This is a genomic window from Maledivibacter sp. (assembly GCA_025210375.1).
In the GTDB taxonomy this organism is placed as follows: Bacteria; Bacillota; Clostridia; order Peptostreptococcales; family Caminicellaceae; genus JAOASB01.
On sequence record JAOASB010000053.1, the window covers coordinates 27,044 to 41,903 of the forward strand.

Sequence of the window (14,860 nt, forward strand, 5' to 3'; positions counted from 1 at the left end):
ATGAGTATATAATTTAAAACCAAATACAGTGACCCTAAAACTTGTAACATGGGACTTGTAACTAAAAGAAGGAGGTAATAGCATGTTTATGTTTGATAAATTTACGGAAAGGGCACAAAGGGCAATTGGATTGGCTCAAGAAGAAGCAAAACGCTTAAAGCATAATTATATCGGGACTGAACATATACTATTAGGCCTTTTAAGCGAAGGTGGGGGAGTCGCGGCAAAGGCTTTAACCAATCTAGGGATTCAAATAGATAAGCTTAGACAAAATATCGAAGCCATGGTTGGTGTGGGAAAAGAAGAAAGTGAGCTTCAAGGAATTACTCCTAGAACAAAAAGAGTATTTGAACTTAGCTTTGAGGAAGCCAGAAAGCTTGGTCATAATTATGTAGGAACTGAACATTTACTCCTCGCCCTAATAAGAGAAGGTGAAGGGGTAGCTGCTAAGGCAATATTGAGTATGGGTGTAGATATCAATAAGGTTTACTTAGAAGTACTTAAATTATTGGGAAACAATGTGGAATCAGAATCGCCTAAAATGGGTAAAGTTAAAGGCAATGTGAAAACAAAAACACCTACACTGGATAAATACGGTAGAGATTTAACCATAATGGCAGCAGAAGATAAGCTAGATCCTGTTATAGGCAGAGAAAAGGAAATCGATAGAGTAGTGCAGGTTCTTAGTAGAAGAACAAAGAATAATCCATGCCTTATAGGTGAACCGGGAGTGGGGAAAACTGCTGTTGCCGAAGGTCTTGCCCAAAAAATTATTGAGGGGAATATACCAGAAATCTTAAAAAATAAAAGGGTAGTTACCTTAGCACTGGCTTCAATGCTTGCTGGGGCAAAATATCGAGGAGAATTTGAACAAAGATTAACCACCGTGATGGATGAACTTAGAGAAGCCGGGGATGTAATATTATTTATTGATGAAATGCATACAATTATTGGAGCCGGAGGTGCTGAGGGAGCCATAGATGCCTCAAATATTTTGAAACCTGTTCTTGCAAGGGGAGAAATACAAGCCATAGGGGCAACAACCCTTGATGAATATAAAAAACATATTGAAAAGGATTCGGCACTGGAAAGAAGATTTCAGCCTATCATGATAGAGGAGCCTTCAATACAGGATACTATAAAGATACTTAAAGGACTTAGGGATAAATATGAAGCCCATCATAGGGTGAAAATTACTGATGAAGCTTTAAAGGCAGCGGCCGAGCTTTCCCATAGATATATAGCAGATAGATTCCTGCCAGATAAGGCGGTAGACTTGATTGATGAAGCTGCTTCAAAGGTAAGATTACAAAATGCCACTCAACCCGAAAATTTGAAAAGCTTAGAGGATAAGCTGGAAAAAATAAAAAAAGAAAAGGAAGAAGCAGTAAGTAATCAAAATTTTGAGAAGGCAGCACAGCTTAGAGATGAAGAAAAAAACATTTTACAAGAGCTTAATGATAAAAAGGATAATTGGAAAACAAGTATTAACAAGAACTCAGAAGTAGGAGAGGAAGAAATAGCAGGTGTAGTTTCAGTATGGACTGGTATACCTGTAAATAAACTGGCACAAGAGGAATCCGAGAGACTTCTCAACATGGAAAATATACTTCATAAAAGGGTAATCGGACAAGAAGAAGCTGTTGAATCCATATCACGGGCCATAAGAAGAGCCAGAGTAGGGCTTAAGGACCCTAATAAGCCTATTGGGTCCTTTATATTCCTAGGACCGACTGGGGTAGGGAAAACAGAGCTTACAAAGGCATTGGCTGAGACCATGTTTGGGGATGAGGATGCAATGATCAGAATAGATATGTCTGAATATATGGAAAAGCATTCAGTAGCTAAGCTAGTGGGATCTCCTCCAGGATATGTAGGCTACGATGAAGGTGGTCAACTGACTGAAAAGATCAGAAGAAAGCCCTATTCTGTAATATTATTTGATGAGATAGAAAAGGCACATCCCGATGTATTCAATATATTGCTGCAAATGCTGGATGATGGTAGATTAACCGATGCTAAGGGTAGAATGGTAGATTTTAAGAACACGGTTATAGTAATGACTTCAAATGTAGGAGCAAGTAGAATTAAGAAGCAAAAAACCCTAGGGTTTTCCGGAATAGATGAAGATACAAAGAAAAATGAATACGAGAAGATGAAGGAAAATATAATCAGTGAACTTAGGAGACAGTTCAGACCCGAGTTTTTAAATAGAATTGATGATACTATAGTATTTCATCAATTACAAAGGGAGCATATAAAAGAGATAGTTGACCTAATGGTAAAAGAGCTTACAAATAGACTAATCGATTTAAATATAACCATTGAAATTACAGAGACTGCTAAGGATTATCTTGCAGATAAGGGTTATGACATAGAATATGGTGCGAGACCCCTTAAGAGGGTTATTACAAAAATGATAGAGGATAAGCTTTCAGAGGAAATATTAATGGGGAAAATATCTAAACAAGATGATATAATAGTAGATGTAGAAGAAGACAAATTGATATTTAGTAAGAAGTAATGTAATGTAATGGGATTCTACAACAAATGTAGAATCCCTAAATTTATTATATGACAAATTTAGGAATTAGAGGTGATATTTATGGGTAAGATAAAGACAAAGTATGTATGTCAGGAATGTGGATATATATCATTAAAATGGATGGGGAAATGCCCGGAGTGCAATAGTTGGCAAAGCTTTGTGGAGGAGTTTGTTGAAAAGAAGGGGAGAAGCAGCGATTTATCCACAACCGTTTCACAAAAACCCGTAAAGCTTAAAAATATTGAGCTGGAGATGGAAAATAGATTTTCAACAGCTAACAGTGAGCTGGACAGGGTCCTAGGAGGAGGAATTGTAAAGGGTTCTTTGGTCTTAGTAGGGGGAGACCCAGGTATTGGTAAGTCAACTCTTCTTATACAAGTGGCAAGTAATATAGGAGGCCAAGGCCTAAGGGTTTTATATGTATCCGGGGAAGAGTCTCTTAAGCAAATAAAGATGAGAGCCGATAGACTTGGTATAAACAATGATAATCTGTATATAGTTTCTGAGAACAATCTACAATTTATTTCAAAGTATATTGAAGAAGTTGATCCAAATTTACTAATTATAGACTCTATACAAACGGTGTATAATCCAGATATAGCCTCTGCACCGGGGAGTGTTAGTCAAGTTCGTGAAGGAACCTCTGCACTTATGAAGTTATCAAAGACCCAAGGGATTGCAACCTTCATTGTAGGACATGTTACTAAGACTGGATCAATTGCAGGGCCGAAAGTATTAGAGCATATGGTAGATACAGTGCTATATTTTGAAGGGGAAAAGCATAATATATATAGAGTGCTTCGGGCGGTTAAAAATAGATTTGGATCTACAAATGAAATAGGCATTTTTGAGATGACTAACAATGGTTTACAAGAAATTTTAAATCCTTCGCATCTATTTTTATCCCATAGACCGGAAAAAGCATCGGGATCAGTGGTTGTATCGGGGATAGAAGGAACAAGACCTGTGCTAATTGAAATACAAGCACTTATAAGCCCTACAAATTTTGGTAATCCAAGGAGAATGGCAACGGGTATTGATTATAATAGGGTAGTAATGCTTATGGCAGTTCTTGAGAAAAAAGTAGGTTTGCAGCTTCAAGGGCAAGATGGATATGTAAATGTGGTAGGGGGAATACAGCTTAGTGAGCCTGCAGTTGATTTAGCAATTGTAGCAGCCATTGCTTCAAGCTTCAGAAATAAAATAATAGATCCCCACACTATTATATTTGGGGAAGTAGGCTTGACTGGAGAAGTTAGATCAGTTAATCATGCTGAAAAAAGGATAGTAGAAGCGGTAAAAATGGGATTTAAGACTTGTGTAATTCCAAAGGGAAACTTAAGTGGGCTTCCAGAGCTTAAGGATATAGAAATAATTGGCGTGGATAATGTATATGAAGCCCTTGATATGATTTTGGGAGGTAGACGTTAGTGGTTCAGGAAGAAAAAAACAGAACTCAAGATATAAATGAGTCGTTAAAAATTTTAGCTCCAGGAACGCCCCTTAGGGAAGGACTAGAGAGTGTTCTTAGAGCTAAGACAGGAGCTTTGATAGTAGTTGGAGATAATCCAGAGGTAATTAAGCTAGTCGATGGAGGTTTTTATATAAATACAGAGCTTACCCCTGCCCACTTATATGAATTAGCTAAGATGGATGGGGCCATTATAATTAGCTCGGATCAAAGAAAGATTCTTTATGCAAATGCACAGCTTAATCCTCAACCCTCCATCACATCATCTGAAACTGGTATAAGGCATAGAACAGCTCAAAGAACGGCAATAGAAACAGGAAATCTTGTGGTATCTATATCTCAACGTAGAAATATCATAACCCTTTATAAGGGACAGCATAAATATATATTACAGGATACAAACAAGGTTATAAATAAGGCAAACCAAGCTGTACAAACTCTGGAAAAATATAAAACGGTTTTAGATCAGGCAATGACGAGCCTTAGTGCCTTAGAGCTTGAGGATCTAGTAACTTTATATGATGTATGCCTTGTTATACAAAGAACGGATATGGTAATAAGAATAGCAAATGAGATAGAAAGATATATAAATGAATTGGGCAGTGAAGGTAGATTAGTTAGCATGCAGCTTGAGGAATTGATATGCTTTGTGAAGGAAGATGGAGAACATGTTATTGAGGACTATAGAATTTATATTGAGGAAAATGATAAGGACTCCATAATGAAAAAACTTAGGGAACTTTCATCGGAGGAACTTTTGGATTTAACAAATATAGCAAACATATTAGGATATTCATATGATATTAATATTTTAGATATATCAGTAACTCCAAGGGGATATAGAATACTATTCAAAATACCTAGATTACCATCGGCAGTTATAGATAATATTGTTCAGTATTTCAAAGACTTTCAAAAAATATCAAGGGCCAGTACGGAAGAATTGTATGATGTAGAAGGAATCGGTGAAGTAAGGGCAAAAAATATAAAAGAAGGACTTAGAAGGGTAAGGGATCAAGTTCTTTTAGACAGACATTTGTTGAAAAAATAAAACGCAAATTCAAGGATGTCAAGTATCCTGCCCTTTGGGCAGACTTTTCTAAGAAAAATGGTTTTAATTAAAAAAGCCACTAGCATGTAGCTAGAAGCTTTAATGTTTGATTAAAATCTAGGACAATAATCAATAGGATATGTAGTATAAATTATAACAAAAACTTCTTATTCTAGTACAAGGTAAACTTACCTAAAGCATTAATTTTTTTAAATTCTTTAAGCATTACATCATAAAGATTTATATCAAAATCATTTGCTAGTGCAGCCATATAAAATAAATTACGTCCCATTTCTTCAATGATTTTTTCTCTGCAAACTTCACAAAGTTCTCCCCGAAGATGATTGTCTAGATAATTTGATATATCTTCATAATTTACATCGTCTGGAACTTTTTGATTACAAGCGTCGATTTTAACACACCCACAGTTGGTTACTGATTTGATCACTGCTCTATTAATTTTTGCAGAAGATTCCTGAAGTTTAGTTATTGTATCTAATATGCTTTTATGTCTGGTTAAAACTTCGCCAACAGAGTTTTGAAATTCATCACATAATAAGTCCTTCATAAATAATCACTCCCACAAGTAGACGGTTGGTTTTCTATAGTTGACACAATTATTTTAGCATAAAGAAGTATAAATTTAAAGGGTAAACATAAATGTATATATAAAGAAAAAATGAGATAAAAATATATTAAAGGTAAAAAATGTATAAAGTGTTGTAAATAGTATATATCAGAGTCGGAAAGATTCATAAAAAATCATTGACAATTATTTGTGACTATGATAAAATTATTTATTTCTTGACATCATGTACCAAATACTGTATACTGAAAATGTGGAATGTCATTTGGGAGGTAATTCTATGTTTAATATAGGCGATAAAGTGGTTTATCCTATGCACGGTGCAGGAATAATTGAATCAATTGAAGAAAAGGAAATTTTAGGTAAAAAGAGGAAGTATTATATTTTACGATTACCTCTAAGAAATATGAAGGTAATGATTCCCCTTGACAATGTTGAAACTATGGGACTTCGAGATATAATATCAGAGAAAGAAGTTGAACAGGTTTTAGCAGTATTAAATGATGATGAGTCTAAGATGCCTCAAAATTGGAATCGTAGATATAGAGCAAATATGGATAAAATTAAAAGCGGAGATATTTATGAAGTTGCGATTGTAGTTCGAAATTTAATGCTTAGGGATAGAGAAAAAGGGCTTTCCACGGGAGAAAGAAAAATGTTAAATAATGCAAAACAAATATTAGTAAGCGAATTGGTATTAGTGAATGATGCCGATGAAATAAGTGTAGAAGATCTTATAAACGAAGCTGTTCAGTAAAATTCGTTTTCAACACACATATTTTTTAGTTTACTATTATGTTACTATGTGAAATCTACATTACAGTTAACTAAAAAATTTGTGACTAATATAGAAAAAGAGAAAAAAATAGTATACAATTTATGCAAAATTCTTTTTTTTTTTGACTAGAAATACTATTGTTATAAAATAACAGCTCAGTGGATATAATTACAAAAAGGAGGTGGAAATAACATGCTGAATAAAATTATACGTGGTTCTTTAACTTTTGCGGGAGCAATGGCTGGATATGCAGTGGGAATATTAATTTCCAAAATTATTAAAGCCCAAAATTTCTTAAATATCGCTCCTTTAACAACGTTACAAGAATTAATAATTAGCATTGTTAGTGCTGTTGTATTTGGATTTATACTCTTTGCTATAACACCATGGCTGATGAAAAAAGGTTTGAGTAGTGCGAACTGGGTTGAAACTGAGCTGCAGAAAATACCAACTACTGATATTTTAGTAGGATCTATTGGACTTATAATTGGACTTATAATTGCTTATTTGATTAGTCTCTTAATTATACCTATCCCTTATGTAGGGACCATACTTTCTGTTATAGTCTATATCTTCTTAGGCTATTTAGGAGTAAGTATATCGACAAAGAAAACTAATGATTTAATTAACTTACCTAATATATTTAAAAGAAGTTCTAAGGACAAGGCGAGTAACAAGCCAGAGTATTCAAGTATACCTAAAATACTTGATACTAGTGTAATAATTGATGGAAGAATTGCCGACGTATGTAAAACAGGTTTTGTTGAAGGCCCCTTGGTTATTCCAGAATTTGTTTTAAAAGAATTAAGACATATAGCAGACTCTTCAGATTCTCTTAAGAGAAATAGAGGTAGAAGAGGCTTAGATATATTAAATAAGATACAAAAGGAATTGGATATCGAAGTTCAAATTACCGATAGGGACTTTGATGAAATAGGTGAAGTGGATATAAAACTAGTCAAATTAGGACAAGTATTATCGGGTAAGGTTGTCACTAATGATTTCAACTTAAATAAGGTATCGGAGCTTCAAGGGGTACCGGTTTTAAATATCAATGAATTAGCCAATGCAGTAAAACCAGTTGTATTACCAGGTGAAGAAATGGTGGTTCAAGTTATTAAAGAAGGAAAAGAAAACGGTCAAGGGGTTGCTTACCTTGATGATGGTACAATGATAGTAGTAGATGGTGGCAAAAAACATATTGGTCAAACCATGGATGTTACAGTTACAAGTGTACTTCAAACAGCAGCGGGAAGACTTATATTTGCTAAACCAAAGAATATGATAAATAGAACAGCATAATAAATAATGATATAATAATATAATAATCAATTACCCAGCAATAAAAGCTGGGTTTTGTTATGTATGTGGTATACTATATTTGATATACTGACAAATATACTTTAGTCTTTACTATTGTCTTTTAGACTCAAAGTAATGACCCTAATACTTGTAACTTGAAACTTTGAACTTGCAACCAACAAAGCGTTGTCGGGCGCCTTTGTCCACAACATAGATTAAAGGAGTTTTATTGATATGAACACAGCTATAATACTTGCTGCTGGAAGAGGAACTAGGATGAAAGCACAGCTAAATAAACAATATTTGTTCTTAAAGGGAAGACCCATAATTGCCCATACTTTAAATGCCTTTGAAAGAAGCCCGTTAATCGATGAAATTATACTTGTTATTAATAAGAATGATATAGAGCTATGTAAAAAAAATGTTTTGAAGAAATATAGATTCAAAAAAGTGGTGAAGATAATTAATGGAGGAGACCAAAGACAAGAATCTGTTTTAAATGGTCTTTCCCATTTAAATCCTAAATCAGAAATTGTTCTCATACATGATGGGGCAAGACCCCTCGTATCCAAGGAAGTCATTAAAAGATGTATTGATGGAGCAAAAAAATTTGGAGCTGTGTCAGCTGGAGTACCCATAAAGGATACCATAAAGATCATGAAGGAAGATGGATTTGTGAAGTTTACTCCAAAAAGAAAAGATGTATGGATCACTCAGACACCCCAAGTTTTTAAAGTGGAGATCATAAAGCAAGCCCATAAGTTTGCCGCTACTGAAAATTTTTTAGGCACTGATGATGCCATGCTAGTAGAACAAATTGGGAGAGAAGTAAAAATGGTTGAAGGAGACTATGAAAATATAAAGATAACTACTCCAGAGGATTTAATTACGGCTGAAGCAATACTTAATCATAAAAGAAGATAAAATAAAGTACTGAAAAAAATTTCATAATTAGATCTTGAAAATATTACCTATGAATATTTGAGGAAATTCCATAATACATTTAAAGAATTTTGAAATACAAAATGTAGCAGAGAGAGTTAGAAAAGCAATCTACATATTGTATTTCAAAATTAATAATGTCAATTATGCAAGTTTCTCATTTGTTTTAACAACAAATTAAAGGTAATATTTTTTTTTGCAGGAAAAATATGATTGAATATAGAAAATATTCAAAACATGATATACCATGAGTGGTCGATTTGGTTTGTTTATATACCAAATTTACTATTTGGTATATAATGTTATATTTTCAAAAGATTTATCTGCTATACATATTGAAAAAACAAGCTTAGGGAAATTGGAAAAACAATAGCAAAGTTTGGCATAAATATTGCTTATTAAGAAGAATAAGGAGGAGGAATATGAGAGAAAGATTATTTGACATTATAAATAAAGAGGATAAAAAGAAACCCTATACCGATGCACAGCTAGCAAAGCTTATGAGCCTAAGAAGAGAAATAGTTACAGGTTTACGCAAAAACCATGGTATACCTGATTCAAGGGAACGAAGAAGGGAAATTTTAACTAAGGCTATTAAAGGTATATTAAAAAATAATCATAAAATCTCAGAGAGAGAGTTAACTAAAAAAGTTGGGGAGCTTGGGTTCGATGTTTCGCGTCATATTATTAGAGAATATAGAAAAGAATTGAATAATAATATGGACCCAAAATATATTGATGAGAAAAATAAAAATTCTAATAATCAATTAATCGGCTCCACGTATTCCTATAGTCAGAAAAAATATTCTTCCTTTAGTAATATTATTGGGGCTGAGGGCAGCCTAAAGCCCTATATAAAACAAGCAAAGGCAGCAATGCTTTATCCACCCCATGGTTTACATACTTTAATTCTTGGCCCTACTGGAGTAGGAAAAAGTGAGCTAGCAGAATCAATGTATAAATTCTCTAAAGAAGCAAATATAATAGGTCAAAAATCACATATGGTTACATTTAATTGTGCCGATTATGCAGATAATCCACAATTGCTTATGTCGCAGTTATTTGGATATGTAAAGGGAGCCTTTACAGGTGCAGAATCCGATAAAGAAGGATTAGTTGAAAAAGCAAATGGAGGTATACTTTTTTTAGATGAAGTACATCGCTTGCCACCAGAAGGGCAGGAGTTATTATTCTATTTGATAGATAGAGGTAAATTTAGAAGACTAGGTGAAACAAGTGCCCAAAGGCAAGTTAAAATAACTATAATTGCGGCCACTACTGAAAACTCAGATTCAATGCTTCTACATACTTTCAGAAGAAGAATACCAATGGTAATAGAATTGCCGAATTTAAGTACAAGACCTTTATCTGAAAGGCTAGAAATCATTAAGGCGTTTTTTAGTAAGGAGGCATATAGAATTCAGACAGCTATCAAGGTTTGTAATAATGTTTTAAGAGCATTACTCCTATATGAATGCCTAGGAAATGTGGGGCAGTTAAGAAGCGATATACAAGTAAGCTGTGCAAAGGGATTTTTAAATTATGTAACAAATAATCCTGCCATGATGGAAATAACAATAGATGATATTCCTATCCATGCAAAAAAAGGATTACTTAAAACCCAAAATTATAGACCAGAGATTGAAAAGCTAATTAAGTATCAAAATCTAGTGGTTGAGCCAAATAAAGAAAGGGTTCATCCCATTTCCGACAATCAAGACATGTATAATATGCCCTATGAGATATATGAATTCATAGAAAAAAGATATCACGATCTTCAAGGGCAAGTTTCCAATCAAGAGGTTATTAATTATATTATTGGAAATGAGATGCAAAGAAAAGTAGAGAATTTACTTAAAAAAGTGGAAACCAGTATAAAACCCATAGAGAAAAAAGATTTGGTGAATATAGTCGGTATTGAAATTGTAGAGCTAGTGAATAAGATTTTAAGAATAGCTAGTTGGAAGTTAGGAATAATAACGGATCATCTTTTTTACGTACTATCTGTTCATCTAAATACAACATTAATAAGATTAAAGAATGGGAAAACGATTACAAATCCACAACTTAAAAAGATAAAGGAAAAGTATCCAAAGGAGTTTGAGGTAGCTAAGGAAATGGTTGAAGTAATCAACGAAGAATTAAACGTAGTGCTTACTGAAGATGAAATAGGATTCATCTCCATGTATCTATCAACGGTGACCGATAAAGAAGAATCTGTAAAACAAGGAAGAGTGGGGGTTTTAGTAGCTACCCATGGGAATGTATCTAATGCTATGGCGGAGGTAGCAAACAGATTATTAGGTGTGAGCTTTGCCAAGGCGGTTAATATGTCTTTAGATGAGAGTCCTCAAACAGCTTTAGATAGAACCATGGAAATGGTAAAAAGTATGGATGAGGGAAAAGGCGTATTACTTTTAGTAGATATGGGTTCCTTAGTAACCTTTGGTGAAATAATCACTAAGGAAACAGGAATCAAAACAAAAAGTGTATCAAGGGTAGATACAGTGATGGTTATTGAGGCTATTAGAAGAGCTATGCTTCCTGACTCTAACTTAGATGAAATAGCAGATAGCATTGAAGAAAAAACTAAATATATAAGTAGGTTGACAAATTTATATCCTGAAACTGTACAGAAACAAAAGGCAATTATAACTATGTGTATTACAGGTCAAGGAACTGCCCTTAAGATTAAGGAACTTTTAGAAAATATAATAAATAAGTTTGATGAAAAGGTGAAAATTATCCCCATAGGTGCAGTTGAAAATAATATAAAGGAACTAATAATGGAAATCCAAAAGGAACACAAAATTTTATCCATAGTTGGAACTGTAAATCCTAGGATAGCGAATATACCATATATAGCTTTAGAAAATATTATTCAAGAAAAAGGCTTAAAAAAGCTTGAAAATCTTATTTTAAAAAGAAATTCTCTTGAAGATATATCAGTTGAAATAAATATTGATACAAATTCAGCATTAAGTAAATTAATTAATAGAAATTCAATTTTAATTGATATGGAAGCTGATTCCAAAGAACAGGCTATAAAAACTTTAGCAAATAAGCTCTATGAAAAGGGATTTGTTGAAAAGAGATTTATTCAATCTGTATTAGATAGGGAAAAGCTCGGACCTACATATTTTATTAATGGAACAAGTATACCCCATGGTGAGCCTATCTATGTAAATAAACCCATTATAGGAGTAGGTGTTTTAAAGTACCCAGTAAACTGGGGTGAAGTAGAAGTTAAAATTATTTTGATGATAGCATTAAAATCTGAATGTATTGATGTTATTACTGAGCTACAAAGCTTTTGTGAAGATCCCAAAAATATCGAGCTACTATCTTCTTGTAATGAAGATGAAATAATATCAATGTTGATTAGCTAAGTGATTAATATTTAATTTAGATAAAGGGGGATGTTAATTGTGAAGAACTTTGAATTTTCCATACCAACAAAAGTTATATTTGGGGAAGGAAAGGTAGAGGAAGTTAAAAACGTAGTTTCTGATTTTGGTAAAAAAGGACTTTTAATAGCAGCTAGAGATAGTATGAGACAAACTGGAATTTTAGATAGAGTTATAAAACTTGCAGAGGAAGGGGGTGTGGAATTAATAGTAAGTGACGAGGTGGATCCAAACCCATGTACAACTTATATAGATAGAATGGTTGATATTGTCAAGGAAAAAAATTGTGATTTTCTCATAGGACTAGGTGGAGGAAGCTCAATGGATGCGGCAAAAGCAATTGCATTTGTAGCTGAAAATGGTGGTAAAATGGAAGATTATCATCCTGAAGGAAAGCGTGGAGATTTGGAGGATGTAGTTAATGCTTTACCCATACTTGCAATTACAACCACTGCAGGTACAGGGTCAGAGGTAACAATGTTTTCAGTAATTACAAATCCAGAAAAAAATGAAAAACCGGGAATAGGTCATACTAGTATGTATCCTATGGTATCGATTGTTGATCCGCAATTGATGGTTACTGTTCCTAAAAGTGTTACTGCTAGTACAGGGATAGATGTATTATTTCATGCAATGGAGGCCTATATTTCTACAGTAGCCACTCCTTTTACTGATTTATTGGCCCAGGAGTCAATAAGGCTAGTTTTAGAGAATCTCAGAGAAGCTATGGATAATCCAAAAAATATAGAAGTACGTGCCAAGATGGCGTGGGCTAATACCCTTGCAGGCGTTGCAATAGTTCAAGCAAGTACAGTAGGAATTCATGGTATGGGACATCCAATCGGAGGTCATACTAATGCCCCCCATGGATTGACTATGGCAGCCTTAGGCAAAGCATTTTTAAAGGCAACCTATGATTCAGATATACAGAGATATGCTCATGTGACTAGAATGTTGGGCTATAATTGTGAAGGATTAACAGAAGAAGAGTGTGCAGAAAAATCTAGTGAGGCACTAGAAGCAGTATTGGAAAGATTTGAAGTTAACATATCTATTTCAGATCTAGGAGTTACAGAAGATATGATACCTCAGCTTGCAAAGGACGCATTTGCCACTATGGGAGGATGCATGGATGTAAGCTTAAAGAAATTAACGGAAGAGGATGCTATAGAAATTTATAGGAATTCTTTAAAACCTGTAAAAGTATGCTCATAATGTAAATAAGCTCACTTTTGAGAAGGGGGATTACTATGTCTAAGTACTTAATGGGTGTAGATATTGGAACAACCGGTTCAAAGGCTATGATAATAGATACTGATGGAAATATAATAGGAAGTGGCTATAGAGAGTATCCCTGTATTTATCCAAAACTGAGCTGGGTTGAACAAAGTGCAGAGCTAGTCACTGAAAAAACCTTTGAAGCATGTAGAGAAGCCATAAAAAACTCTAATATTTCCTCAGTAAATATTGCATCGGTAGGTTTTTCTGCTCAGAGAGCCACCTTTGGGTTGATAGATAAAGACAATAGGGTTATAGGTGATCGCTTTTATGTTTGGCAGGATAATCGTGCCATATCAGAAATCGAGTATATTAAATCAAAAATGGATGCATTTGAAATGTACTGTATTGAAGGTCAGCCCATTACACCTACATTTTCCTTTGAGAAGGTAATTTGGCTAATGAATAATCAACCTGATATATATGGGAAAACAAAGAAAATTGTCATGGTACCTGATTATATCCTATATAGGTTTGGAGCAGAGGAGTTTCTGTGTGAGGTTGCAAATGCTGGATGTAGTGGCATGGTAGATATAGAAAACAATAAATGGTCAGATAAGATTATAGATACATATGGAATCCATAAAGATAAGCTTCCGAGGCTTATAGAAGCAGGTATCGTTGTAGGTAAGGTTGGAAAAATAGCAGCTGAAAAAACAGGCTTAAAGGAAGGTACTATACTATGTAGTGGATCAGGAGATAATCAATGTGGTGCATTAGGTGCAGGGGTAGTCAAGGAAGGAAATGCTAGTATGTCCTTAGGAACATCTGGGGTATTAGTTGTTGGAGCAAACAAGCCTAGATTTCTTGAGGATATGGGACTTATGGTGGGAAAAGCACTTTCACCAGGGCTCTTTGAATTAGAAGGAATTCAACTAGGGGCAGCAAGTAGTTATCGTTGGATTAGGGATGTACTTTGTACAAATGAACAAATATTTGCCAATGAGATAGATTCTAATACCTACGATTTGATGGAAAAGCACATTGAAAAAAGTCCTATAGGTGCCAATGGAGTAATATTTATGCCATATTTAATTGGGGCTGGATATCCTTATTGGAATACCAATGCAAAGGGAATGTTTTCTGGATTAACTTTTTCAAATACCAAGAGTGATTTAGTTAGGGCTGTAATGGAAGGTATAACTTTAGAAAGTAAGGATATGTATGAAAAAATAAAAAGCTCGGGTGTTCAGATAAATAAACTAAGTATAATTGGTGGGGCCACAAAATCAAAGTTATGGAGACAAATGATTGCTGATATGTTTGATGTTACTGTAAAAAGACTTAAAGTGTCGGATTCGACTATAATAGGAGCTGCCATTTTAGCTGGAATCGGTGTAGGTATATTTAAAGATGTTGAAGAAGGAGTATCCAAAATGGTTCACTATAGTGACGAAATAGAGCCAAAACAACAAAATGTTAGTATCTATAACGAAATTTATTGGCAATATAGAAATCTTTATAAGGCATTAAGTCAAGGTGGCGTTTTTTAGCTTCTAG

General features: G+C 34.1%; 10 protein-coding genes. 9 read left to right on the forward strand and 1 reads right to left on the reverse strand.

Features of this window, described 5'->3' with window-relative positions; translation table 11 throughout:
* Positions 1-88: 88 nt before the first annotated feature.
* From N4A68_19665 to disA, 3 genes are all read left to right on the forward strand, one after another.
* Positions 89-2,524, forward strand: a complete 2,436-nt coding sequence (locus N4A68_19665) for an ATP-dependent Clp protease ATP-binding subunit (GenBank protein ID MCT4566518.1) — start codon at positions 89-91, stop codon at positions 2,522-2,524.
* Positions 2,525-2,605: 81 nt separating this feature from the next.
* Positions 2,606-3,976 (forward strand): DNA repair protein RadA, encoded by a 1,371-nt coding sequence (gene radA / locus N4A68_19670; GenBank protein ID MCT4566519.1) that lies wholly within the window; start codon positions 2,606-2,608, stop codon positions 3,974-3,976.
* A complete protein-coding gene (disA, locus tag N4A68_19675) occupies positions 3,976-5,067 on the forward strand; it encodes a DNA integrity scanning diadenylate cyclase DisA (GenBank protein MCT4566520.1) in 1,092 nt (363 codons plus the stop codon). Before radA ends, disA begins: the two co-directional genes overlap by 1 nt.
* Before the next feature lie 172 nt (positions 5,068-5,239).
* Here the strand turns inward: disA and N4A68_19680 are convergent, their stop codons facing one another.
* Entirely contained in the window at positions 5,240-5,635 is a 396-nt protein-coding gene (locus N4A68_19680) for a DUF1573 domain-containing protein (protein ID MCT4566521.1), read from the reverse strand.
* A 298-nt stretch (positions 5,636-5,933) separates the two neighbouring features.
* On the opposite strand from N4A68_19680, the gene N4A68_19685 reads away from it, so the two are divergent.
* The 6 genes from N4A68_19685 (at position 5,934) to N4A68_19710 (ending at position 14,853) form a co-directional block, all read left to right on the forward strand.
* Positions 5,934-6,410 carry a CarD family transcriptional regulator gene (locus N4A68_19685; GenBank protein ID MCT4566522.1) on the forward strand — a complete coding sequence of 159 codons (477 nt, stop codon included), beginning with the start codon at positions 5,934-5,936 and terminating at the stop codon, positions 6,408-6,410.
* Positions 6,411-6,623: 213 nt separating this feature from the next.
* Entirely contained in the window at positions 6,624-7,733 is a 1,110-nt protein-coding gene (locus N4A68_19690) for a PIN/TRAM domain-containing protein (protein MCT4566523.1), read from the forward strand.
* 234 nt (positions 7,734-7,967) lie between these two features.
* Positions 7,968-8,657 (forward strand): 2-C-methyl-D-erythritol 4-phosphate cytidylyltransferase, encoded by a 690-nt coding sequence (gene ispD, locus N4A68_19695; GenBank protein ID MCT4566524.1) that lies wholly within the window; start codon positions 7,968-7,970, stop codon positions 8,655-8,657.
* A 440-nt stretch (positions 8,658-9,097) separates the two neighbouring features.
* Entirely contained in the window at positions 9,098-12,064 is a 2,967-nt protein-coding gene (locus N4A68_19700) for a sigma 54-interacting transcriptional regulator (GenBank protein MCT4566525.1), read from the forward strand.
* 39 nt (positions 12,065-12,103) lie between these two features.
* Entirely contained in the window at positions 12,104-13,297 is a 1,194-nt protein-coding gene (locus N4A68_19705; GenBank protein MCT4566526.1) for an iron-containing alcohol dehydrogenase, read from the forward strand.
* A gap of 35 nt (positions 13,298-13,332) precedes the next feature.
* Positions 13,333-14,853 carry an FGGY family carbohydrate kinase gene (locus N4A68_19710; GenBank protein ID MCT4566527.1) on the forward strand — a complete coding sequence of 507 codons (1,521 nt, stop codon included), beginning with the start codon at positions 13,333-13,335 and terminating at the stop codon, positions 14,851-14,853.
* Positions 14,854-14,860: the final 7 nt, after the last annotated feature.